The 22,934-nt window shown below is 64.0% G+C and carries 15 protein-coding genes, 1 tRNA gene and 1 pseudogene; 8 read left to right on the top strand and 9 right to left on the bottom strand.

What is annotated here, in order from left to right:
* Window position 1: 1 nt before the first annotated feature.
* A complete protein-coding gene (locus tag KCN53_RS02270; protein WP_224199292.1) occupies window positions 2–1,237 on the bottom strand; it encodes an MFS transporter in 1,236 nt (411 codons plus the stop codon).
* A complete protein-coding gene (locus tag KCN53_RS02265) occupies window positions 1,234–2,121 on the bottom strand; it encodes a DMT family transporter (RefSeq protein WP_088711636.1) in 888 nt (295 codons plus the stop codon). Before KCN53_RS02265 ends, KCN53_RS02270 begins: the two co-directional genes overlap by 4 nt.
* Window positions 2,122–2,277: 156 nt before the next feature.
* Between KCN53_RS02265 and KCN53_RS02260 the strand changes: the two genes are divergently transcribed.
* Window positions 2,278–3,339 carry a substrate-binding domain-containing protein gene (locus KCN53_RS02260; RefSeq protein WP_088711637.1) on the top strand — a complete coding sequence of 354 codons (1,062 nt, stop codon included), beginning with the start codon at window positions 2,278–2,280 and terminating at the stop codon, window positions 3,337–3,339.
* Between the two features lie 16 nt (window positions 3,340–3,355).
* Here KCN53_RS02260 and KCN53_RS02255 read toward each other — a convergent pair whose 3' ends face one another.
* The 5 genes from KCN53_RS02255 to KCN53_RS02235 all read right to left on the bottom strand — a co-directional run bounded on the left by KCN53_RS02255 (window position 3,356) and on the right by KCN53_RS02235 (window position 12,001).
* Window positions 3,356–4,582 carry a CaiB/BaiF CoA transferase family protein gene (locus KCN53_RS02255; protein WP_088711638.1) on the bottom strand — a complete coding sequence of 409 codons (1,227 nt, stop codon included), beginning with the start codon at window positions 4,580–4,582 and terminating at the stop codon, window positions 3,356–3,358.
* Between the two features lie 10 nt (window positions 4,583–4,592).
* Window positions 4,593–5,081, bottom strand: a complete 489-nt coding sequence (locus KCN53_RS02250; protein WP_088711639.1) for a hypothetical protein — start codon at window positions 5,079–5,081, stop codon at window positions 4,593–4,595.
* Window positions 5,082–5,206: 125 nt separating this feature from the next.
* On the bottom strand, window positions 5,207–6,703 hold the full coding sequence (locus tag KCN53_RS02245) for a CoA-acylating methylmalonate-semialdehyde dehydrogenase (RefSeq protein WP_088711640.1): 1,497 nt from the start codon (window positions 6,701–6,703) through the stop codon (window positions 5,207–5,209).
* 85 nt (window positions 6,704–6,788) lie between these two features.
* Window positions 6,789–8,642 (bottom strand): M61 family metallopeptidase, encoded by a 1,854-nt coding sequence (locus KCN53_RS02240; protein ID WP_088711641.1) that lies wholly within the window; start codon window positions 8,640–8,642, stop codon window positions 6,789–6,791.
* Entirely contained in the window at window positions 8,642–12,001 is a 3,360-nt protein-coding gene (locus KCN53_RS02235; RefSeq protein ID WP_088713342.1) for an amidohydrolase family protein, read from the bottom strand. Before KCN53_RS02235 ends, KCN53_RS02240 begins: the two co-directional genes overlap by 1 nt.
* A gap of 143 nt (window positions 12,002–12,144) precedes the next feature.
* On the opposite strand from KCN53_RS02235, the gene KCN53_RS02230 reads away from it, so the two are divergent.
* Both KCN53_RS02230 and KCN53_RS16225 read left to right on the top strand, forming a co-directional pair.
* Window positions 12,145–13,653, top strand: a complete 1,509-nt coding sequence (locus tag KCN53_RS02230; protein WP_088711642.1) for an MFS transporter — start codon at window positions 12,145–12,147, stop codon at window positions 13,651–13,653.
* Window positions 13,650–14,966, top strand: a pseudogene (locus KCN53_RS16225) (MATE family efflux transporter); the annotation flags it as partial. The gene KCN53_RS02230 and the pseudogene KCN53_RS16225, both read left to right, overlap by 4 nt.
* A 149-nt stretch (window positions 14,967–15,115) precedes the next feature.
* Here the strand turns inward: KCN53_RS16225 and KCN53_RS02220 are convergent.
* Window positions 15,116–15,203 (bottom strand) — tRNA-Leu (locus KCN53_RS02220).
* A gap of 124 nt (window positions 15,204–15,327) precedes the next feature.
* Between KCN53_RS02220 and KCN53_RS02215 the strand changes: the two genes are divergently transcribed.
* Window positions 15,328–16,116: a DUF1206 domain-containing protein gene (locus KCN53_RS02215; protein ID WP_088711643.1), complete on the top strand. Its 789-nt coding sequence runs from the start codon at window positions 15,328–15,330 to the stop codon at window positions 16,114–16,116.
* A 7-nt stretch (window positions 16,117–16,123) separates the two neighbouring features.
* On the opposite strand, the gene KCN53_RS02210 is transcribed toward KCN53_RS02215, so the two are convergent.
* Entirely contained in the window at window positions 16,124–16,882 is a 759-nt protein-coding gene (locus KCN53_RS02210) for a competence/damage-inducible protein A (protein WP_088711644.1), read from the bottom strand.
* Window positions 16,883–16,937: 55 nt separating this feature from the next.
* Between KCN53_RS02210 and map the strand changes: the two genes are divergently transcribed.
* The 4 genes from map (at window position 16,938) to KCN53_RS02190 (ending at window position 22,866) form a co-directional block, all read left to right on the top strand.
* A complete protein-coding gene (map, locus tag KCN53_RS02205) occupies window positions 16,938–17,756 on the top strand; it encodes a type I methionyl aminopeptidase (RefSeq protein ID WP_088711645.1) in 819 nt (272 codons plus the stop codon).
* Between the two features lie 156 nt (window positions 17,757–17,912).
* On the top strand, window positions 17,913–19,892 hold the full coding sequence (locus KCN53_RS02200; protein ID WP_172406179.1) for a polysaccharide biosynthesis protein: 1,980 nt from the start codon (window positions 17,913–17,915) through the stop codon (window positions 19,890–19,892).
* Window positions 19,893–19,950: 58 nt separating this feature from the next.
* Window positions 19,951–20,664: a polysaccharide biosynthesis/export family protein gene (locus tag KCN53_RS02195; RefSeq protein ID WP_143712182.1), complete on the top strand. Its 714-nt coding sequence runs from the start codon at window positions 19,951–19,953 to the stop codon at window positions 20,662–20,664.
* Between the two features lie 3 nt (window positions 20,665–20,667).
* Window positions 20,668–22,866 carry a GumC family protein gene (locus tag KCN53_RS02190; protein WP_088711647.1) on the top strand — a complete coding sequence of 733 codons (2,199 nt, stop codon included), beginning with the start codon at window positions 20,668–20,670 and terminating at the stop codon, window positions 22,864–22,866.
* The last annotated feature ends 68 nt before the right edge of the window (window positions 22,867–22,934 follow it).

The raw sequence follows: 22,934 nt of genomic DNA, 5'->3' as shown, positions 1-22,934 counted from the left end.
ACTAGGCGGACTCCGCCGCGCCGGAAATCGCCCGGCTGCGCAGCGTATAGATCGTCATCACGGCGAGCACCGCCGCGCTGAGGATATAGGGAAGCGGCTCGTAAAGCTGGTAGAGCGCAACCCCCACGGTAGGCGCGAGGATGAAGCTGGCCCCGTTGACCGCCGAGACGGTGCCGGCCGCTGCGCCCTGATCCTCGATGTCGACGGCAAGAGAGGCGCCCGCACTGAAGCCGGGCCGGGCGAAGCCATAGCCGAGCATTGCCAGCGCGAAGCTTAGGGTGATCGCGTAGAAGTCGGTGGAAAAGATCATCGTTGCCGTTCCGGCAAGCGCCATCACCGCCCCCCAGCGGCAGAGGTCGCGCGGCTCCATGCCGAACATGGAAATAAGCCCCCATTGCGCGAGCAGCGTGGCCCCGGCGCCTGCCATCATGGCGAGGCCGATGAAGGTCTGCGCCTCGGTCGGCGGCAGCGCCGTGGAATCGATGATGTGGAAGCCGAGTGTCTGACTAAGGACGGCCTGCATGTTCCCGGCGACGAGGCCGTAAAGGACGAAGGGCCGAATGCGCGGATCGAACCATGACAGCCGCTTGCGTCCTTCGCCGGCGACGCGCAGCCGTTCGATTTCGGCTGGGTCGTCCCGCGGGAGGTAGCGCTGCACCAGAATGATGGTCACCAACGCGATGGCGGTGAAGGCGAAGAGCGGGCCCGACAGCTCGACGAAGGGAAAGATGAAAAAAGGTGCCAGAGCCGGTCCGACGATGGTTCCGAGCCCGAACGCGCTCGCGAGAACGGCCAGCGCTCCGGTGCGACGGGACCGGTCTGTCCGCACCGCGACATAAGCCTGGGCGGCGGGGTTGGAGGCGCTGCCGAACAGTCCGAACAGCGACCGGAACGCTGCGAACAGGATGACGATGAGCAGCGGACCGAGGATGCCTACCAGCCCGCCCAGGATGACGAGCGCGCAGAAGGCGGTGGAGACCAGATATCCGCTCATTCCCAGCAGCACGAGCTTCTTGCGGCCGCGCTTGTCCGACTGGCGCGCCCAGAAGGGCGAGGACAAGGTCCACATCAGCGCCGACACACTGAAAATGGCTGCGATGGCGACGTCCGGGATTTCGAGTTCGCGTCCGATCGCAGGCAATACCGACTGAAGCGCGGTATTGCCCGCCGCGGTCACGAACAGGACGAGGAACAGCATGCGAAAGTCGGCGCGGGCGAAGGGGCGGTCGTGGCTCAAAACGCGCTCTGCTTACCCGCTGCGGGGCGCCGGCGTCCCCGCGAAACCAACAGGCAGCCGATCGCGATGATGGCGGCGCCCAGGAATATCTCCGGTCTCGGCATTTCGGCGAACAGGACCCAGCCAAACAGGGCTGCCCAGATAAGACCGGTATATTCGAAGATCATGACGAACTGCGCTTCCGCCTGCGCATAGGCACGGATCAAGCTGAAAATCCCGGCAGAGCCGAACGCCCCGGCTGCAAGTGCCGGCACTAGCGACCCGGCGTCGGGAAGCGGCGCGGCGAAGAGGCCGAGCGGGGTCAGGATCGCGAGCGGGACGATTGTCGCAAGCGCGGCGACCGATATCTCGTCGTCGATCTGCGCGCGCTGCCTGAGGATCAGCGATTGAAGCGAATAGCAGAGCGCGGACAGCAGGATCGATGCCACCGCATAGCCATGCGCCCCGCTCGCAGCAGCGCTCTCTTCGCGTCCCTGCAAGGTGACGAGGACGCCGGCAAAGCCGATTAGCGCCGCGAGAATGGCGCGGGGTTTCAGCCGCTCGCCGATCAAGAAGGCGGCGAGCGGAGGCGTCAGCAGCGGCGCTACGAAGGCAAGCGTGATCGCTTCAGCAAGCGGGAGGATTGAAATGCCGTAGAAGAAGGTGAGACTGGTCAGCGTCAGGAGGACGCCGCGAAGAGCATGAATGCGGAGGCCCGCGGGACCGGGAACCGGGCGCCGCATTAGCGCAGCGAGCGGCAGAAAGATCAGCGCGCCGCCTACATAGCGCAGCCATGTCGCCGTGAGCGCCCCCTCCTGCAGCGCTACGAGCTTCACGGCTGCATCCATGGCGCACAGCGAAGCAATGCCGAAGGTCGCATAGGCAATGGTGGCGGGGCGCATCATGGCTGTAAGCGCGCTTCCCCAGCTTGACGGCGAAGTCAATCGCGGCGCTGGCGGAAGGCCCGGTCCATGCCTTACATGATTACGTCATATCAATGCGGCAGACGCATTGGAAACTCCGGTCGCCCACGGGCGGCGCGCCGAAGAGGGAAATCAGATATGCGTCTTTTCACCGGTCTCGCGACCTGTCTCGTCCTGCTGAGCGGCTGTTCGGATGGCCCCGCCACAGGCGAAAACTCTTCTGCCGTAGCGGGCGGCGAGCCGATCCGTATCGTCGGCTCCTCCACCGTCTATCCCTTCACCACCGCGGTATCCGAGAATCTGAAGAACATGATGCCGGAAATCTCCACGCCGATCGTGGAGTCCACTGGGACGGGCGGCGGCTTGCAGCTCTTCTGTTCCGGGGTCGGGCTGCAATATCCGGACATTGCCAACGCCTCCCGCCGCATCAAGACGAGCGAGGTGGAGCGCTGCCGCCGGAACGGGGTAAACGACATTATCGAAATTCAGGTCGGCGTCGACGGAATCGCCTTCGCGCAAAGTCGCGATGCCCAGCCGATGGAACTGACCGCGCGCCAGCTCTACCGCGCCCTCGCCGCGACCACCCCGGAGGGGGAGGAGAATGAGGTCGAAAACTGGAACGAGGTCGACCCCGGCCTGCCCGACCGTCCCATCGAAGTTCTCGGCCCGCCGCCGACGTCCGGCACGCGCGATGCGTTCAACGAACTCGTCATGACCGTCGGCTGCGAGACCTATCCCGAGCTTGCCGCACTCGAGGAAACCGACGAGACCGAGTTCGAAACTCGGTGTACCAGGCTGCGCGAAGACGGCGCCTTCGTAGAATCGGGCGAGAACGACAATCTGATCGTGCAGAAGCTGGTGTCGAACCCGCGCGCCATCGGGATTTTCGGCTATTCCTATCTCGAAGAGAATCTCGACAAGGTCGAACCGCTCCAGCTCGACGGCGTTATGCCGACCTATGAAGCGATCGCCTCGAACGAATACGAGGCGGCGCGGCCGCTCTATATTTACGTGAAGGGCGAGCACCTGCCGGCGAAACCGGCGATCCGGGAATTCCTCGCGGAATATACCGCCGAGCGCACCACCGGACCCGATGGCTATCTGCGCGGGCGCGGCCTGATCGCGATGCCGGAAGCGCGCCGGACCGAAAATCGGCTCATCGCGGAGGAGGCGCGCGTACTCGACGCTTCCGAACTGTAGGCGGGAGCGGTTTCGCTCAGGGGTCTTTGGACGGGGGTGAGCCGATCACCCCCCTGCGCTGCAGTTCGGCTATCTCCGGCCCTTCGCGCCCCAGGCCCGAAAGAATCTCTTCGGAATGCTCGCCCAGCAGTGGAGGCGGCGTGAAGTCGACGATTGGTGTGGCGCCGAACTTGAGCGGCGAGCCGATCAGCTCGAGCTCCCCCGCAAGGGGGTGGGCGACCCGCTTCACCATGTCACGCGCCCGGGTTTCGGGCGCGGTTAGCGCCTCGCCCACACCGCGGACCTGTGCGCAAGGAATGCCGTGCCGGCGCATGCCGTCCAGCCAGTAGGTAGCCGGGCGCGCGGCGACCTCCGGACGCATTTCCCTCATGAGCGCATCGCGGTGTTCCACCCGCGCTGAATTGGCTGCGAACCGCGGATCGTCGGCTATGTCCGGGCGCTTCATCACCTCGGCGGCGAAACGCGCAAACTGGCGATCATTGCCAATGGCGATGACGATCGCGCCGTCCTTCGCATCGAAGAGGTCATAGGGGACGACTGTCGCGTGACCGTTGCCGTAACGCCCCGGCTCGTCGCCCGAAACGAGATAGGCGCTGCCGACATTGGCGAGCATCGCAAGCTGCGCATCGTAAAGTGCAATATCGAGATGCTGCCCTTCACCGTCGCGGTCGGCGGCGATCAATGCGGCAAGGCACGCCTGGGCGGCAGCCATGCCCGTGAACAGGTCCGCAACGGCAACACCGACCTTGTGGGGGGCGCCGTCTTTCGGGCCGGTAACGGACATCAGCCCCCCTTCGGCCTGGATGACATAGTCATAGCCGGCGCGTTCGCGGAGCGGACTGTCATGGCCGTAGCCTGTGACCGAACAATATACGAGGCGCGGGTTGATTTCCTTCAGGCTGTCATAGTCGAGGCCGTATTTTCGCAGGCCACCGGCTTTGTAGTTCTCGACCAGAATGTCGGCCTCGGCGGCGAGGGCGCGGACGATCTCCTGCCCCTCGGCCTTGCTGAAATCGAGGGCGATACTCTTCTTGTTGCGATTGGCGCAGAGATAATAGGCGGCCTCGCCGGCGGCGAAGGGCGGTCCCCAACCGCGCGTGTCGTCTCCGCCGTTCGGGTTTTCGACCTTCGTCACGTCTGCGCCGAGATCGCCGAGGATCATCGTGCACCACGGCCCCGCGAGCACCCGGCTGAGGTCGAGGACCTTGCGGCCGGTGAGGGGGGCTTGTCTTGTTCGCGTCATGGGCTGGCCATCAGTTACAGCGTGTATAAACCAGTGTTTCGCCCTCGAGTTCGCCGTCTAGGTCCTCGCGCTCGAGCGTTTCACCGCCGTCCGCCAGGTCGAGCCGCACTTCCCGGCTCCAGCTCTGCCCTTCACCGGAGAAGTCGAACACCGCGCGCAGCGTCTGGTCGCTGCGCTGCACCGATCGGCTGAGCGTCGCCCGGCTCTCATAGAAGTCGAGACCGTCCGTCGTGACCTCCATCATGCCCTTGGCGTCGCTGCGGGAAGGGTCGCAATCTGCCTCGACCAGTCCCCAGCGGCCTTGCAGCGCTTCGGGAATTGCCGCGACCGGCGTGGTCCCCGCTTCCGCCTCCGCTCCAGACGCCTCGCCATTCTCGACGATGAACGGGTCGGCAGGTGAATTCGCCCCTTCATCATGACCCACCACGCCCGTGTCGGCTTCGCCGCAGGATGTGAGCGGCAAGGCAATAAGGGCGAGGGCAATCAGGCTGGTACGCATCGAACTAGTCCTTCACCATGGTTTCGGCTCCGGGGCTCAACGCGCCACTCGGGCCGAAGGAGCCCCGCAGCGACGAACGTCCGTGCCTGCAGCAGGCTGACCGCCAGAGACCTCCCCTATCGCGGTCAGCCCATGGTCGGGATGACGAAGGCATTGCCGCCGTCGGCGCCGCCGTCCGGCCAGCGCTGCGTCACCGTCTTCAGCTTGGTCCAGAAGCGCACACCTTCCATGCCGTGCTGACCGTGATCGCCGAAGGCCGAACGCTTCCAGCCGCCAAAGCTGTGGTAGGCGACGGGGACGGGAATCGGTACGTTGATACCGACCATGCCCACGTCCACCCGCTGCGCGAATTCGCGCGCGGCATGGCCGTTTCGCGTGAAGATGGCGACGCCGTTTCCGTACTGGTGGGTGGTCGGAAGCGAGAGCGCCTCCTCGAAGCTCTCCGCGCGTACGAGCTGCAGCACCGGCCCGAAAATCTCTTCCTTGTAGCTCGACATGTCCGGCGTCACCCGGTCGAACAGCGAGGGGCCGATGAAAAAGCCGTCCTCATGGCCCTGAAGGCTGAATTCGCGGCCATCGACGACCAGTTCGGCGCCTTCCTCGACGCCCTTGCCGATCCAGTCCTTCACGCGCTCGCGGTGCTCGGGCGTGACGACCGGGCCATAGTCGGCATCCGGATCGGTGGACACGCCGACGCGGAGCTTCTCGATGGCAGGGATCATGGCTTCGCGCAGCTCGTTGGCTGTCTTCTCGCCCACCGGTACGGCAACGGGCAGCGCCATGCAGCGCTCGCCGGCCGACCCGAACGCGGCGCCCGCCAGATCGTTGACGACTTGGTCGAGGTCGGCATCGGGCATTACGATGCCGTGGTTCTTGGCGCCGCCCATGGCCTGCACGCGCTTCCCGTTCTCGGTACCGCGCCGATAGACATAATGCGCGATGTCCGATGAGCCGACGAAGCTGACGCCGGAAATGTCCGGATGGTCCAGAATGGCATCGACCATTTCCTTGTCGCCGTTCACGACCTGCAGAATGCCTTCCGGAGCGCCGGCTTCAAGCATGAGTTCCGCCAGCTTCATCGGCACGGACGGGTCTCTCTCCGACGGCTTGATGATCATCGCGTTACCGACGGCGATCGACACGCCGAACATCCACATCGGGATCATGGCGGGGAAGTTGAACGGCGTGATGCCCGCGCCGATGCCGAGCGGCTGGCGCATCGAATACACGTCGATGCCGGGGCCGGCGCCCTGAGTATAGTCACCCTTCAGGACATGGGGGATGCCGCAGGCGAACTCGATCACGTCCAGGCCGCGCTGAACGTCGCCGCGCGCGTCGGCAATGACCTTGCCATGCTCCGACGAGAGCAGTTCCGCCAACTCGTCCATGCGGCCCTCGACGATCCGCTTATAGTCGAACAGGACGCGTGCCCGCTTCTGGGGGTTTGTCGCGGCCCATGCCGGCTGCGCGGACTTGGCCTTTGCGACCGCTGCATCCAGTTCGGCCTTCGTGCCGAGCAGCACTTCGGCCTGGGTTTCCCCCGTAGAGGGGTTCCAGATCTTATGTCTGCGCGTACCGCCGCCGACCGACCCGCCGCCGATGAAATGCTCGATGGTGCGCATCTGCGCTCCTCCCGTTCGCTTGTTCGGTTCAATTTGTTTGGCGCGGCGCTTAGCAGGCGCGCCGCAGGCTTGCGAGGGGCGCCGCTCAGTCCCGGTCGTCGCTGCCGAGCCAGTCTGACCGGAACTCGAGCTGAGCGGGGGACGGCGTCCGCCCCGCGGCCTCATAGGTCTGCAGCGACAGGGCAGGGTCTGCCGCCAGAGTAAGCTCCGCGGTAACGACTTCACCCCGGCGCAGGAAGCGGATCGGCACGATGTCGCCGGGCGCCCAGCGCGCCAGTTCGCCCGTCCAGTCGTCTTCGCTGTCGACGTGGCGGCGGCCGAGCGCCAGTATCTCGTCGCCCCGGTCGAGGCCGGCTTCGTAAAGGGGGGTGCCGGGGCGTGTGTTGCCGTCGATCGTGACCACGGGACCGTCGGTCACAAGATCGTTCGGGCCGGCCCAGGCCGTATCGGGAGCCTTCGGCGACAGCACGATCCCGGCCCTCTCCAAGAGCGGCTCGAAATCGGGCAGGGCGTTGCCCTCGACCATCTGCGCGAAGAAGCGCCGCGCAAAGCTGGCGTCGCCGGTCACTTCGGCCAGGGCGGCCTCGAGATCTTCTTGCTCGTACGGAATCTCAGGGCGCCCGTGCGTGCGCCACAGCTGCTGCATCAGCGCATCGAGCGGAATGGCGAAGCGTGTGCGCATTTCCAGGTCGAGGGCGAGCGCCACGACAGCGCCATAGGGATAGTAAGACGTGAAGGTCTCGGAAAAGGGCGTGGGGTCGACCGCCGTGGCGGCATCGACGAAGGGCGCACGCAGGCTCATCGCCGCGGGCCCCCCGAAGCGGCGGCCCGGCGAATTGAGGACATAGGCGAGCGTCCCGGCGAGCTTGTCGAGATAGGTCTCGGTATCCCAGACATCCGCGCGGCGAATGGACAGCGGGCCATAATAGCTGGTGAAGCCCTCCGCGAACCACAAAAGGTCGGTGGGGTTCGCGCGCGTGAAATCGAAGGGCTCGAGGTCCTTCGGCCTTAACCGTTCCACGTTCCAGGCGTGGAAGAATTCATGGGCGGTCGTGCCAATTTGCGCGAAGTCGGCTTCGTATAGCGATGCGGGCCGGGTGATGACGGTCGAATTGCGGTGTTCCATGCCGTCACCGTCGACATGCGGCAGATAGTCGGCGAGAAAGGTGTAGGTGCCATAGTCGAATTGCGGATACTCGCCCCAGATGTCCGCCTGCGCCGCGACGATGCGGCGGGTTTCCTCGGCATAGCGGTCGAAGTCCTCGTCGTTGCCCTGATGATGCAGCGCTATGCGGATCGTCTGCTGGCGGTCCGGATCGCCGACCGACCATTCGCGCAAAGCAAATGACGAGATTTCAAGCGGGCTGTCGAAAAAGTAGGCCAGGTTCGGCGCCGTGAATGTCGTGCCGCCCCGACGGGAAAGCTGAGTTGCCACCTTCCAGTCAGGGACCGGTAGCTCGACCGTCAGCTCCACCGGGCGGTCGGCTTCGCCCTCCGCCCATATGAAGGTGGCTGGCATATTGAGGTGGGCATGCCGGTGGTCGACCTGCGCATAGGTGCCGTCCGCATGATCGGCGAACAGGGTATAGTGGAAGGTAATGCCCCCGCTATGGTCTGGCACCGTCCAGGCATAGGGTCCCGACCGGACAATCGGCAGATCCGCTCCGTCCTCTCCACTGGCCGATACGCCGTACACATTCTTGGCGAATTCATGCAGTGCGTAGCGGCCGGGCGACGACCGCGACATGCGGAAGGTGACGGGTCCGGTGGGGAGTCCGGTGTAGCGAACCGATATCTCGGCCTCGTGATGGACCGCATTGGGGAAGGCGATCCGGTACTGAGCCGGAGCGGGGGGCGAGGCGGACTGCGCCGCCGCAACCCCCGCGCCGAAGATCACCGCCGACAGCCAGAGAAGCGCGCCGGGAAGCCGTGGCCGCATCAATCCTCCCACCAATAGGGCATCCGTTCCTCGGTACCCGAAACCGTCTCGTTCATGGTCGCCGGATCGTAGACCCGGCCGCCGAGGACGACTCGGTACACCCGCTCGGTATTTCGGATATTCTCCGTGGGGTCGCCGTCGAGAATCAGGAGGTCGGCCAGCTTGCCCTGTTCAAGGGAGCCGATTTCGCGGTCCATTCCGAGCGACTGCGCCGCCATCAGCGTGGCCGTGTTCAGCGCCTCGATATTACTCAGCCCGCCCCGTGCGAACGACCAGATCTCCCAATGCGTGCCGATGCCTGCCTGCTGGCCATGGGCCCCGATCGACACCTTCACGCCGCGGTCCATCAGCTTCTTCGCCTCCCGCGCGGCCTCGTCATCGACGAAATTGCTTTCAGGGGCCGTCGTCCGGCGCGAGGTCTGCGCGCTGAGAAGCGCGGGCGGCGTATGCGCCTGCAGCAGCGGCTGCTCCCAGACATTTGTCGCCTGCCTCCAATAGGGATCGCCGGCCAGCCCGCCATAGGTCACCACCAGGGTCGGCGTATAGTTGGTGTCAGACTGCGAGAAGAACTGCAGCACGTCCTCGTAGAAGGTCTCCAAAGGCACATTGTGTTCAAGAGTGGAGTTGCCGTCGGCGACGAGGTTCATGTCCATGCCGTAGAGGCTGCCGCCCTCCGCAACGACGAGCATATCTTCCTGCCGCGCAGCTTCCACGACCATCTGTCGCTGCTCGCGGCGCGGCTGGTTGTAATTCTTCACCGAGCGCGCGCCTTCGGCCTTCAGCCGGCGCACATGGTCGAGCGCGTCGTCGAGCGAGTCGATCTGGGCGTAGACCCCGGGTGCCTTTGCGCCGTAGATTACCCGCCCGGTCGAGAACATCCGCGGGGCGAGAAGTTCGCCTGCCCGTTGCAGGTCGGCCGCCACGAAGAAGGCCGAGCTGGTCGAGGGATCGTGGATTGTTGTCGTACCAAGGGCGAGGTTCTGGACCAGCGACCAGTTCTGTTCCGGCACAAGTTCGTCGCTGGCTACCGGGCCGTGGGCATGGGCGTCGATGAAGCCTGGGACGATTGTCTTGCCGCTGGCATCGATTGTCGGGGTGCCCGCCGGATAGGTCATCGCGGCGGTCTCGCCGACGGCGGCGATCTTCCCGTCGGTGACGAGGATGGTGCCGTTTTCGATGATGCCGCCGTCGGTCTTTCCGTCGGCTCCGGCCGACATCGTGACGATCTTCGCCCCGGTAATCGCATAGGTTCCGCTATGCTGGGCGGCCTCGACGCGGCGCAGCATTGAGACGCCGGTTTCGGGCTGCGTGTAGGCGCTGGCCGTCTCTCCCTCCGGTGTAGGCGCCGTGCTGAAGAGGTCGCTGCGCATCGCGGTATAGAGCGTCGGGCCAAGCGACCAGTGCAGTCGTTCGCCGCCCGACGACCAGGTCATGTAGTCGCCGCCGGAATCGGACACTTCGACGATGGGCAGAGCCTTCGCCCCGGCCGAAATGGCCACGTCCTGGCCGCCCGGCATCAGCGGCATGGCGTAGACGTCATAGTCCTCGGTAAACGCGACGAAGCGGGCGTCGGGCGAGACGCGGTAGCCCGTGACCAGATCGCCATGCGCATGAACGCGGCGAGCCTCCCCGTTGAGATCGGTCGAAACGAGCTTCTGCGCCCCGCCTTCGCTGACCATCGAGAAGACCCGGTCGTTCGCAGACCCGAAATGCGGACTGGATCCGCTATCGCTGATCTGACTGATCGTGCCGCCCTCTACCGGAACCGAGTAGATCCCCGGATTTTCGGAATATTCCGGGGCCGTCAGATAACCGCCCTCACCCTTTTCGAAGACGATCGTGCGACCATCGGGAGAGAAGGCCGGGCGCGAATAATGGCCGGGCAGGCTGGTAAGCGTTCTCAGGTTGCGGCCCCGGGCGCCGATCGTGCGTAGCCGGCCGAGACCCTCGTCGGTCCAGTGCACGAAGGCAATGGTTTCGCCGTCCCGCGACCAGGTGGGGAACAGCTCGCGCCCTTCCTCGGTCGACGTCAGCCGCCGCGGCGTGCCTCCGCCTGCGGGCATGGTATAGAGCCTGCCGAGGCTCTCGAAAACGACCGTGCGTCCGTCGGGCGAGACGGCGGCGAACCTAGCCATGGTCGCCTCAACCGTGGGCTCGTAAACGGGGATGACCGGATGCGGCGCATCCGCAACGGCGCGCGTGTCATCGATGCGGAAGGGAATGACGGCGGCCCCCGACCCATCGGCGTCGATCCGGCGGATCTTGCCCTTCGCCCAGAATAGGATCGAGCGACTGTCGGGCGTCCAGGCCATGTTGGGATAGACACCGGTGACCGCCCAGGTCTCCTGCACGTCCTGGTCCAGGTCGTCGTAGATCTTGCGCTCTTCGCCGGTAAGGCGGTTCTTCACGTAGAGTTTGGAGCGGGTGTTTTCGCGCTTCACATAGGCGATCAGATTTCCATCGGGCGAGGGCTGCGGGCGGACCGCGCCGCCAAAACCGCCGACGGCCGTCTTGGTCTCGCCGGTTTCCAGGTCGTAACGCTCGATGTTGAACAGCTCGGTGTTCGAATCCTGCGCATATTCGAAGATCGGGCCCGGCGTGACGTTCCGCGTGAAGAAGATGCCCCCACCGCGCGGGTCGAAGACCGGCTCGCCGAGTTCCTTCTGGTGCTGCTCGTTGGGACGCGCGACCAGCTTCACCCCGCTGCCGCCCGACACATGATAGAGCCAGATCTCGCCCGTGCCGAGAGAACGGCCGGTCGTGAAATGCTTTTTCGCGGCGATAAACTGTCCGTCCGGAGACCAGGTCGGCTGGTTGAGCAGACGGAAATCCTCGTTCGTCAGCTGGCGCTTGTCCGACCCGTCAGCATTCATGAGCCAGATGTTGTTTCCACCGCCCCGGTCGCTGGTGAACGCGATGCGGCGCCCGTCGGGTGAAAAGCGCGGATGCACTTCCCAGGCCAGCCCCTCGGATATGCGGGTCGGCGTGCCGCCTGAGATCGGCATGGTGTAGATGTCGCCGAGGAGGGCAAACGCGATCAGATCGCCATTGGGGGAGACATCGACATCCATCCACGTGCCCTCGTCGACGCGAATGGCGACGTCGCGCAGCGCCACGCCGGGGGGCGCCATCACGTCCCACGCGTCCGCCTTCTCATCGGCCGAGGCCCCGCTGTCGCCGCCGCTTTCCGGGGTCTGCTCGGGCACCGCCTCGGGCGCGGAGACAGTGCGAAGATTCTCATCTTCCGTCGTTTCGCTTTCCTCGACCGGGTTCTCGCTCTCCGGTGCTGGAGACTGCGCCCAGGCGGCGCTCGTCAGCAGGCTCGCCACGAATAGGCGCGAAACGGTGCGAAAGGTCATGTTGGTCCCCCGGTCGAAGATTTTGCGTCGGCGCCAGTCATAAAAGCGGTCTCGAAAAGCACCAGACTTCATTGATCTGATGGCTGTTCAAGCTCTGGGCGCTGTCCTAGCGTGACCTCAAAACGTCCTGGGGAGGACATCGAATGAAGGAACCGGCCGGGCTGAACCAGGCCGCGCTTGAGCGCGAGCTTATTGCGGATGAACCCACGGGGGCATCCACCAAGGACAAGCCGTCTCTGTGGACCAAATTCGCATATGGCTTCGGCTCGGTTGCGTACGGCATCAAGGATCAGGGGTTCAAATATTTCCTGCTGTTGTTTTACGCGCAGGTTGTCGGACTGGACTCCCGCCTCGTCTCTCTGGCGATCATGGTGGCGCTGATCGCGGACGCCTTCTCAGACCCGCTCGTCGGATACTGGTCGGACAATCTCCGGTCACGCTGGGGGCGCCGACATCCATTCATGTATGGCGCAGCAATACCGATCGTCGTCACCTACTATTTCCTTTGGACGCCGCCGGACGGGCTCAGCCAGGCCCAGCTATTCTGGTATGTCGTCATCCTGTCGATTCTGATCCGGACGATCATCACCCTTTATGAAACGCCCGGGGCGGCGCTCGCGGCCGAACTGACGCAGGATTATGATCAAAGGTCGTCGCTTCTCAGCTGGCGCTATTTCTTCGGCTGGTCCGGCGGAAATATCATGACCGTGGTCAGCTTCGGACTGATCTTCGCCGCCTTCTCCACCGAAGCCATTCCGAACGGGCAGTTCAATCCAGAGGCTTACCGCGTCTATGCGCTTGCCGCCTGCTCGATCATCCTAATCTCGATTCTGGTGTCCTCGCTCGGTACCCATGCGCGCATCAAGGACCTGCCGAAGGCACCGCCTCAGCGCACCCTGACGCTTGGGATCATGTTCCGGGAAATCCTGGAGACTTTTCGCAGCCGGTCGTTCGCAGCTCTCTTCATCGCCTCGCTGCTCGGCTACATTGCCAGCGGCCTCGGCGCCGGCCTTGCTTTCTATTTCTCCACCTTCTTCTGGGGCTTCACCCCGATGGAGATCTTTTACATCACCGCCGGTGTGTTCCTGTCGGCGATCATCGGCGCGCCGATTGCGGCCTTCGTCAGCCGGACGATCGGCAAGAAGCGCGGCGCCGTCATCATCGGCCTGGTCGCATTCCTCGGCTCCCCCACTCCCGTCTTCCTGCGGCTGGTCGGGGTGATGCCGGAGAACGGCGATCCGCTGCTATTTCCGATCATCTTCGTCACCACGACGCTCGATGTGGCGCTGATCATCTGCTACCAGATCCTCGCCGCCTCGATGCTCGCCGATCTGGTGGAGGATGCGGAGCTTCGCACGCACCGCCGCTCTGAGGGGCTTTTCTTCGCCGCCGCCACGTTCATGCGAAAATGGGGCGAGGGGCTTGGGATCGTCGTGGCTGGGTTCGTGATCTCGCTGGCCGGCATTGCCACCGGTGCCCAGCAGGGCGAGGTATCGGACCTGACGCTCTTCCGTCTGGCGGTTATCTACATGCCGGTCTATCTGGGGTTCTATATGGCCATGATTTTCTGCATCAGCCGCTACCAGCTCAGTCGGGAAGGGCATGAAGAGAATCTTCGCCAGCTGGACGAGCGCCGACAAGCGCCGGCATGAGTGATCAGCCGGCAACCGGCCGGCCCGAGTTCGAACTCTTCGCGCCGGGGACCGACGCGCGGGATATTGGCGCGATGCCGCCGGGCGAACCCGATGCGCGGGAACGGCGGCTGATCGAGGGCGATATCGTCCCCACGCTGGCCGTCTTCGCGCTGCCCCTCCTGACGACGAACATCCTGCACTCTCTTGCCGGTACCTGGTCGGCCATCTGGGTCAGCAGGACCCTGGGCCCGGATTCGCTGATTGCCGTGGTCAACGCGAACGTCTTCATGTTCATGCTGATGGGCGCGGTGATGGGCATCGGCACCGCCGCCGGTATCGCCATCGGCCAGGCCTTCGGCGCCGGCGACAGCCATGCGGTGAAGCGGACGGTCGGCACCGCGCTCAGTTTCATCGCGGCTTTTTCCACGCTGCTGGCGGCTGCCGGCTGGGCCGCATGGCCCTATCTTCTCGTGGCCATCCAGATGCCGGACAGCGCGTTCGCGCAGGCTCTGACCTTCATGCGCTATACCTGTCTCGCCATTCCCTCGATCTTCACATTCATCGCCATGATGATGATGCTGCGCGGACGCGGGGATGCCCGCACGCCGTTCATCTTTTCCTGTGTTTGGATCGGTATCGCCGCCATCCTGGTGCCGCTCCTGATTACCGGGGCCTTCGGGTTCCCGCGCCTCGGGATCGCAGGCGCGGCGATCGGCAACCTGATTGGCAATTTCACCGCGCTTCTGGCGCTTGTCGGCTTCGTTTATCGCCGCAACCTTCCGATCGCGCTGCGACGCGGCGAATTCCATCACTTCGTGCCTCATCTGCCGACCTTGATGACGTTGGTACGCAAGGGCGCGCCCATGGCTGCGGAGATGATCATCGTGCAGGGCGCCTATTTCGTCCTACTCGGAATGGTGAACAGCTATGGCGCGACCGTTGCCGCCGCCTATAGCGCGGCGGCGCAGCTGTGGGGCTATGTGCAGATGCCGGCCATCGCCTTCGGTGCGTCGATTTCCGCCATGGCAGCGCAGAATATCGGCGCGGGCGCGTGGGACCGCGTCTCGCGCATCGCGCTTCGCGGTGTCCTCCTGTCGATGGGGTCGACCGGTCTGGTCTGCGCGCTCGTCTACCTGCTCGGCGACCTTCCGCTGCTCCTGTTCCTCCCCGAGGGCGGCGAAAGTCTGGAAATTGCCCTCGAAATCAACGAAATCGTATTGTGGTGCTGGATCGTTCTGGCGGTGACGACGGCGATGATAGGCATTGTGCGCGCAAATGGGGCGATGATCCCGCCGACGATCATCTATCTGGTCACCATGTGGGCGATGCGCATTCCCTTTGCGGAATATTTGCAGGCGAACCTTGGCGCGAACGCCATCTGGTGGAGTTTCCCGCTCGGCGCGGTCGCGTCCGCAATCCTCGCCTACGCCTACTACAAATTCGGCCGCTGGCGGGACAATGAGCTGATGGTCGAGGAGTCTGGTGCCCGCGGCCGGGATCGAACCGGCATGGGAGAACCTCCCGAGGGATTTTAAGTCCCTTGCGTCTACCAATTCCGCCACGCGGGCCCATGCGGGTCGGATGTGCCGCGGACATAGCGTTGTGTACGCAACTTGCGACAGGAAATTCGGAACCGAGGATGCCGAGGTTCGCTCTTGCTGTGGACGGACGTAACGGGAGGACGCGGCAGGCATGGAACGCATAACAAGATTACAGACTTTCGCCCGGATCGGGTTTCTGGCCCGGGGCGTGGTCTACATACTCCTCGGCTATTTTGCGCTGACGGCCCTCGGCTCGCAGGGGACGACCGACGTCCTGGGTGCGATCAAGGACGCGCCGCTGGGCAACGTGCTTCTCGCACTCGTCGGCATCGGCCTGCTCGGCTACGGGGTATACCGTCTCTATGGCGCGATGATCGGCATCGACGCGCCGGGAACCGGTGCGAAGGCGGCCGGCAAGCGAATCGGGCACGCCGCCAGCGGAGTTGCGCATCTCTTTCTGGGGTTCATCGCCCTGCGCGGCGTCTTTTCCAGTTCCAGTCCCGGCGGATCGGGCGGCAGTGGAACGGGTGAAGCCGCGGGCTTCGTCACGGACTTTCCCGGCGGGGAGATACTGCTCTGGATCATCGGGCTCGGTTTTTTGCTTGCTGCCGTTGCACAAGCGAAAAAAGCCATCACGGCCAAGTTCATGTACCGTCTAGATCCCGACGTGCCCGGCTTTGCGGAACCCGTGGGGCGGGCCGGCTTCGCAGCCCGTGCCGTCGTCTTCGTCGTGATCGGCTGGACCATCGTCCAGGCCATGCTCAACGGCAATCCCGAAGCCGTGGGCGGGATCGGCCAGGCACTGAACACGCTTCAGGGGACTGGCTGGCTGTTTACCGTGGTGGCTGTCGGCCTGCTTCTGTTCGGCGTCTTCAGCCTCATCATGGCCCGCTACCGGACGATCAGGGACGATGACATCATCGCTCGCCTGAAACGATAGCAGGGGTTCAGATTGCTCCGTCGACCGGCTCGGTGCCCCCTTCTCGCAGGGCAGTCATCAGGCGGTCGGCGGCGTCGTCGACGGCAGCCTGATCGCGTCCGCGTATGACGAAGTTGGACCCGACCTTGCCTTCGCGCCAGAACGGATAGGAGCCGATCTGGATACCCGGCTTTTCGCGCTCGACCGCAACCAGCACATCGGCAACCGCCGTCTCCCCCGTCCAGGCGCCGACCGTCCTGTCGACGACGGGCTGACCGCCTTCCAGCTGTCCTTGGAGTCCCGCCAGCATTCCCTGCGTGATCTTGGGCACGCCTGCCATCAGGAACAGCCGCCCGTCGATACGAATGCCCGGCGCACCCGAAACCGGGTTGGGCATCAGCTCCGCGCCCTCCGGTACCCTCGCCATGCGCAGGCGCGCTTCGGTGATGTCGTTGCCATAGTAGCTGCGCAGCGTCCGCTCGGCCTCGGGATGTATCACGACGCGCCGGTCAAGCGCTCTGGCGACGGCGTCTACGGTAATGTCGTCATGGGTCGGGCCGATGCCCCCCGTCGTGAAGACATAGTCATAGGCGTCGCGGGCGCGGTTGACCGCGCCGACGATGCGATCCATGTCGTCCGGGACGATCTCGACGCCTGCGAGGGCGATGCCCTCCACGTTCAGCCACTTGGCGAGATAGGCCGTGTTCGCGTCCTGTGTTCGCCCGGAAAGGATCTCGTCACCGATGACGATCAGGCCTGCGGTCCATATATTGTCTTCGGTTGGCATGGGGCGGCCTTAGCGCCGCGCGTCGCTGCAAGGAAGCGTTCAAGGGAAAGAGCTGATGGACCAGCTGGTCGATGACATGGAACTTAGCGAAGACGGCATCCGGCTTTACGGGCCTGCCGCGTTCGAGGGCATGCGCCGCGCCGGCCGGCTCGCCGCCGAAGCTCTCGACATGATCGCCCCTCATGTCGTGCCCGGCGCGGTCACCCGCGACCTGGACGACATGATCTATGATTTCGTGAAAGCGCGCGGGGCGGTTCCGGCGACGATCTTCTACCGCGGCTATTCCCACTCCAGCTGCATCAGTGTGAACCATGTCGTCTGTCACGGCATTCCGGGCCCGAAGAAGCTGCAAAAGGGCGACATCGCCAACATCGACATTACGGTGGTTCTCGACGGCTGGCATGGCGATACGAGCCGGATGTTCCCCGTCGGGCCCGTATCGAAGCGCGCAGAACGGCTGATCGACATAACATACGAATGTCTGATGCGGGGTATCGCCGTCGCCAAGCCGGGCGCCACCGTGGGCGACATCGGCCATGCGATCCAGACCTTTGCCGAGGGTGAGCGCTGCTCTGTCGTGCGCGACTTCTGCGGTCATGGTCTCGGGCGGGTATTCCACTCGGAGCCCAGCATCGTCCATGCCGGGCGCCCGGGCCAGGGTCCGGAGCTGCGGCCGGGAATGTTCTTCACAATCGAACCTATGATAAATCTCGGGAGGCACGATGTGAAAATCCTCTCCGATGGCTGGACTGCGGTCACGCGCGACCGACAATTGTCGGCGCAGTTTGAACACTCTATCGGAATTACAACCGATGGCGCGGAAGTATTTACCACCTCTCCCCAAGGCCTCCACTGCCCACCTTACAATCGTTAAGAAGGTTGACGTTGCGGTAATTATTCATCACCGCTTCATTTTCATTCGGCATAAGATTCTCGGCGCTTGGTAAATGTGCCGGAGAGCTTCTTCCGCCTCGTTCGCTCAACCATGGTTGGACGTGTCCGGCGGCATGACGGGAAAAGGGATCGAGCGATGCTGGGCGATGTGAGGGTAGACCTCTCTACGGCTATGTTTGCCCGGCTCATTTCGGCTTCCGAACAAGTTCTTGGCTGGAGCCGCTCTCGCAAGCGCCTGTTTGTCATGGCGCATGACGGGCTACTCTGTGTGCTCGCTTGCTGGCTGGCCTACTGGCTGCGCCTCAGTACCGTCAGTTTCGACCTGCGTCCCTTCGCTCTCACCGTCGTCGCCGCCTTGTTCTTCTGGCTGCCGATTTTCCGGGTCAGCGACATCTACCGCACGTTGTTCCGGTTTGCCGGGCCGGGCACGATGACCCGGCTGATGACGGCCGGGCTGTCCTATGCGGTCCCCATGGTCGTCCTCTTCCTGGTGGTTTCCGTGCCCACGGTCCCGCGCACGGTCGGCGTTCTTCAGCCGATCCTCTTCGTCGGCCTCCTTGGTCTTTCGCGCATTCTGGCGCGCTATGTGCTCGTCGACCTCCTGAACCAGCAGAATTTCAGCGGTCGGCGGCAAAGTGTGGCGATCTACGGTGCCGGAACCGCCGGTCAGCAGCTTGCCGCGTCGATGCGTCACGAACCGTCCATGCGGCTCTACGCGTTTTTCGACGACGATGTCCGCCTGGACAGGCAGACGCTGGAAGGCGTGCCGATCTACCATGCCAGCCGCTTGAGGGAGGCGATCGAGACGCTGGGGATCGACAGCGTTCTGATCGCGATTCCGTCCGTCAGCCGGACGCGGCGGAAGGCGATCATCGAATCGCTTGAGCCCTACCGGGTCGAAGTGCGAATCCTGCCGAACGTGCGCGATATCGTCGACGGCACGGTCGATGTCGAAAAGCTGCGCACCGTCTCTATCGACGACTTGCTCGGCCGGGACCCGGTGCCGCCGAACGAGGTGCTGCTCGCGCGCACGATCCTGGAGAAGACTGTGCTCATCACCGGCGCAGGCGGTTCCATCGGCAGCGAACTCTGCCGCCAGGCGGCTCAGTTGCGGCCCGCGAAGCTCGTGCTTGCCGAAATCTCCGAATTCGCGCTCTACAACATCGAGAGTGAGCTGCGCGAGATGCGCGAAGCGGGTGAATTCGGCGGAGAGTTCGAGATCGTTCCGCGCCTCGTCAACGTGGTCAGCGAGAGCGATATCCGCCGCCTTTATGAGGAGACGAAACCCGATACGGTCTTTCACGCCGCCGCATACAAGCATGTTCCCTTGGTCGAGGAGAATATGCTCGCGGGGGTCAGAAACAACGTCTTTGGGACATTGAACTGCGCGCGGCTCGCCAAGGAGGCGGGTGTAGAGCGCTTCATTCTCGTGAGCACCGACAAGGCGGTGCGGCCCACGAATGTGATGGGCGCCAGCAAGCGGGTCTGCGAACTCGTGCTGCAGGCGATGGCAAGCGAGCCGGGCGGTACGCGCTTTGCCATGGTGCGGTTCGGCAATGTGCTCGGGTCGTCCGGCTCGGTCGTTCCGCTCTTTGAGCGCCAGATCGCCGAGGGGGGGCCCGTCACTCTCACTCACCGGGACGTAACACGCTATTTCATGACGATTCCGGAGGCGGCGCAGCTCGTCATCCAGGCGGGCGCCATGGCAGACAGCGGCGAGGTCTATCTGCTCGACATGGGTAAGCCGGTGCGGATCGGCGACCTTGCCGAACTGATGGTGACACTGTCGGGACTTACGGTTCGCAACGAGCAGAATCCGGACGGAGACATAGAGATCCGCGAAGTCGGCCTCCGCCCCGGAGAGAAGCTTTATGAGGAGCTTCTGATCGATGCGGATGCCCAGCGCACCCACCATCCCTCGATCTCTCAGGGGAACGAGTTCTTCCTTCCCTGGGCGCAGCTACAGCAGGAGCTGAGCGGGCTGGATGCGGCAATTCGTTCGGGAGACGAGAGCTTCGCTCTTGCCACGCTCGTGCGCCTCGTTCCCGGTTTCGACAGACCGCTGATCGCGGAGGGCGCCCGCCCGCGCGCGGACAGTTTGGGTTTACCATCCTGAATTGCCCCGGTAACGGGCAAATAGGGGGACTTCGGAAACGTAAGGATGTGTCCAGTCGATGCGCGTTATACCGCTGATCGTTGCCGGTACGGCCCTGCTGATTTCCGCCTGCTCGGGTCCGAAGGAAGTGGGCCTTTCACCGGATGTTGTCTATGTCGGCCAGACCGAACTGGCCCCTCCTGAAGAGGGTGATCTCGTTGCGGCGAACCGCCCCTATCTGCTCGGGCCGTTCGACGAACTGACGATCGGAGTGTTCGGCATCGAGGAGCTCAGCAACCGGACAGTCCAGATCGATGCCAGCGGCCAGATTTCCTTTCCGCTTGCGGGGGTTGTCGAGGCTGCGGGGCTGACGTCTGCCCAGCTTGCCGCCGAACTCGAAGAGCGTTTGCGCGATAGTTATGTGCGCGACCCGCAGGTGACGGTGAATCTCGAAGAGACGGTCAGCCAGGTGGTCACCGTGGGCGGCGAAGTGGATTCGCCGGGCGTCTATCCCGTCGTCGGGAAAATGACGCTGCTGCGCGCCGTGGCGACTGCCGGCGGGACGACGGAGGACTCCGACCTCGATGACGTGATCATATTCCGCACGGTCGGCGGGCAGCGTTATGCGGGCCTGTATGACCTGGAAGCCGTGCGCCGCGGCAACTATCCCGACCCGGAAATCTACGCCAACGACATCGTCATGGTGGGCGATTCCTTCGCACGGGCGGCTTTCTCGGACCTGATTTCCATATCCCCGCTCATCACCACACCTCTTATCCTGCTGCTGAGGTAAGCCATGTCCAGTCTTGCCAGCGACGCCTCAGAGACCTCCTTCTTCGAAACGCGCGAGGATGCGGACCGGCGTCCTCCGATCGTTCTGCAGGTCTGGGCGGTCGTCCTGCGCCGCAAATGGCTTATCTTGGCGATCCTGCTCGCAGCCCTGGTGCTGGGGATGATCGCGACGGCTCTGGCGACACCTCAATATACCGGTGTGACCCGGGTCGAGATCAGTCGCAGCGCGCAGAACTTCGCGAATGTGGAGTCTATCGAGGACGACACGGCCGATGAGCTGGAATTCTACCAGACCCAATATGCCCTTCTAGAAGCGCGCACTGTGGCGGAGCGCGTCGCGAGAAGCCTGAACCTTGCAGCCGATCCGGAATTCGGGGCGGCGTTCTCTTTCGACGACCGTCTGTCCGAAGATCCCGGCGAAGAGTTGGAGCTTGTCGGGCAGAATGCGCGGTTCAAGCTGGCGGTCAGGACGCTTCTCGATGAGGTTTCGGTCCGCCCCCTGCGCGGATCGAGCCTTGTGGACGTCGCTTTCGAAACGCCCGACCCGGTCCTCTCCGCACGGCTTGCCAACCAGTGGGTGGAAGAATTCATCGCGCTGAGCCTGGAGCGCAGGGCGTCGACGAGCGTCGACGCGCGCCGGTTTCTCAGCAGGCGGCTGGAGGACCTGAGGCAGAGGCTTGAGGACAGCGAGCGGCGTCTCGTCAGCTATGCCGCCGAAAACGAAATCGTCAGCCTGCAGCAGACCGAAGGCGCCGACGGGAACACCCGTACCGAGCGAACTCTGGCGACGAGCGATCTCGAGACGCTGAACCGCGCCTTGGTGGAAGCGCGTGCGCGGCGACTTATGGCAGAGAGCCGTTTGCAGGGGGGCGGGGTCTCACGCGAGTCGATCACGAGCACCACGATCGGCCGCCTGCGCGAGGTGCGTGCCCAGGCCGCGGCGGAATATGCCAAGCTGATGGCGCAGTTCGAACCCGGTTATCCCGCCGCCAGGTCCTTGGCCGCGCAGATCCAAGAACTGGACGAGAGCATTGCTGAGGAAGAGGCGCGCATCCAAGGCAATCTGCAGACGGAGTATCGTGAAGCGCTCAGTCAGGAGCAGGCTCTCGAGGCCGAGGTGGCTGGCCTGAAAGAAGGTCTGATCGACCAGCAGCGCGACACGATCCAGTTCAACGTTCTGCAGCGGGAAGTCGATACCAATCGGCAACTCTATGACGGCCTGCTTCAGCGCTTCAAGGAAATCGGTGTCGCCGGCGTCGGCCAGAACAACATTGCGATCATCGACCGGGCTCTGCCCCCTTCGGAGCCCTCAAGTCCGAACCTCGCGCTCAACCTTCTGCTCTCGCTCGCGCTGGGGGCGCTTGCCGCCGCTGCGACCGTGTTGGCGCTCGAACAGCTCGACGAGCGCGTCAAGCACCCGGAAGACCTGCGCCGTGCCTTCGGATTGCCGATCCTCGGCGCTATCCCCAAAGTCGAGCGCACCGAACTTCTGGAAGATCTTCGCGACAAGCGGTCGCGAATCTACGAAGCTTATCTTTCGGTGCGAACGTCATTGTCGTTCAGCTCTGCTGAGGGAATGCCGGGCTCTCTGATGTTTACCAGTGCCAAGGAGGCGGAAGGCAAAAGTATGTCCGCCCTCGCCACGGCCGAACTTCTCGCCAGGGCCGGGAAGAAGGTGGTGCTGGTCGACGGCGATATGAGGTCGCCTTCGGTAAACAAGCTGCTCGACCTCGAGAATGATGCCGGGCTTTCGAATGCTCTCGTTGGGCAGGCGGCGCTCGATGTCCTTCTCAAGCCTACCCACCTTCCCGGGTTGCAGGCGCTGGTGGCGGGGCCCATGCCCCCCAATTCCGGCGAACTGCTGGCCGGCTCAAGGTTCGCCGATACGGTTGCCGAGCTGAAAACCCGGTTCGATCACGTCATCATTGACAGTCCGCCGCTGCTTGGACTGGCGGACGCGCCGCTGATCGCGCGCGCGGTCGACGGGGTTGTGTTCTCGGTCGCGCACAACCAGACCCGGCTGAGCGGTGTGCGGCATGCGCTTGAACGACTGCGCGCGGCCAATGTGCGTGTACTCGGCGCTCTTCTGACAAGCTTCGACAGCGAAATGTCATCCTATGGTTACGGCTATGGCTACGGCTACGGTTACGGCTATGGGCACGAATATGGCAAAAGCGATCGCGCTGAAGCGGAAGCGGTTTGATCGATTGTGAGTGAGTTGCGGCGTTGGTGGCCTGCCGTTTTGGGGGCTGCCCTTACGATTGTCCTGGC

It is taken from the genome of Pacificimonas aurantium, assembly GCF_020092905.1.
GTDB classification, from domain to species: domain Bacteria; phylum Pseudomonadota; class Alphaproteobacteria; order Sphingomonadales; family Sphingomonadaceae; genus Pacificimonas; species Pacificimonas aurantium.
The sequence above is the reverse complement of the archived record's forward strand: the minus strand, read 5'-3'. Positions and strand labels throughout refer to the sequence as shown.

What these genes read in the sequence shown, in the direction of transcription:
- KCN53_RS02190 (WP_088711647.1), top strand. Translation starts at nt 20,668, where the DNA reads ATGTCCAGTCTTGCCAGCGACGCCTCAGAGACCTCCTTCTTCGAAACG.
- KCN53_RS02265 (WP_088711636.1), bottom strand. Translation starts at nt 2,121, where the DNA reads ATGATGCGCCCCGCCACCATTGCCTATGCGACCTTCGGCATTGCTTCG.
- KCN53_RS02240 (WP_088711641.1), bottom strand. Translation starts at nt 8,642, where the DNA reads ATGCGGCCACGGCTTCCCGGCGCGCTTCTCTGGCTGTCGGCGGTGATC.
- map (WP_088711645.1), top strand. Translation starts at nt 16,938, where the DNA reads ATGGACCAGCTGGTCGATGACATGGAACTTAGCGAAGACGGCATCCGG.
- KCN53_RS02260 (WP_088711637.1), top strand. Translation starts at nt 2,278, where the DNA reads ATGCGTCTTTTCACCGGTCTCGCGACCTGTCTCGTCCTGCTGAGCGGC.
- KCN53_RS02245 (WP_088711640.1), bottom strand. Translation starts at nt 6,703, where the DNA reads ATGCGCACCATCGAGCATTTCATCGGCGGCGGGTCGGTCGGCGGCGGT.
- KCN53_RS02195 (WP_143712182.1), top strand. Translation starts at nt 19,951, where the DNA reads ATGCGCGTTATACCGCTGATCGTTGCCGGTACGGCCCTGCTGATTTCC.
- KCN53_RS02235 (WP_088713342.1), bottom strand. Translation starts at nt 12,001, where the DNA reads ATGACCTTTCGCACCGTTTCGCGCCTATTCGTGGCGAGCCTGCTGACG.
- KCN53_RS02210 (WP_088711644.1), bottom strand. Translation starts at nt 16,882, where the DNA reads ATGCCAACCGAAGACAATATATGGACCGCAGGCCTGATCGTCATCGGT.
- KCN53_RS02255 (WP_088711638.1), bottom strand. Translation starts at nt 4,582, where the DNA reads ATGACGCGAACAAGACAAGCCCCCCTCACCGGCCGCAAGGTCCTCGAC.
- KCN53_RS02250 (WP_088711639.1), bottom strand. Translation starts at nt 5,081, where the DNA reads ATGCGTACCAGCCTGATTGCCCTCGCCCTTATTGCCTTGCCGCTCACA.
- KCN53_RS02230 (WP_088711642.1), top strand. Translation starts at nt 12,145, where the DNA reads ATGAAGGAACCGGCCGGGCTGAACCAGGCCGCGCTTGAGCGCGAGCTT.
- KCN53_RS02215 (WP_088711643.1), top strand. Translation starts at nt 15,328, where the DNA reads ATGGAACGCATAACAAGATTACAGACTTTCGCCCGGATCGGGTTTCTG.
- KCN53_RS02200 (WP_172406179.1), top strand. Translation starts at nt 17,913, where the DNA reads ATGCTGGGCGATGTGAGGGTAGACCTCTCTACGGCTATGTTTGCCCGG.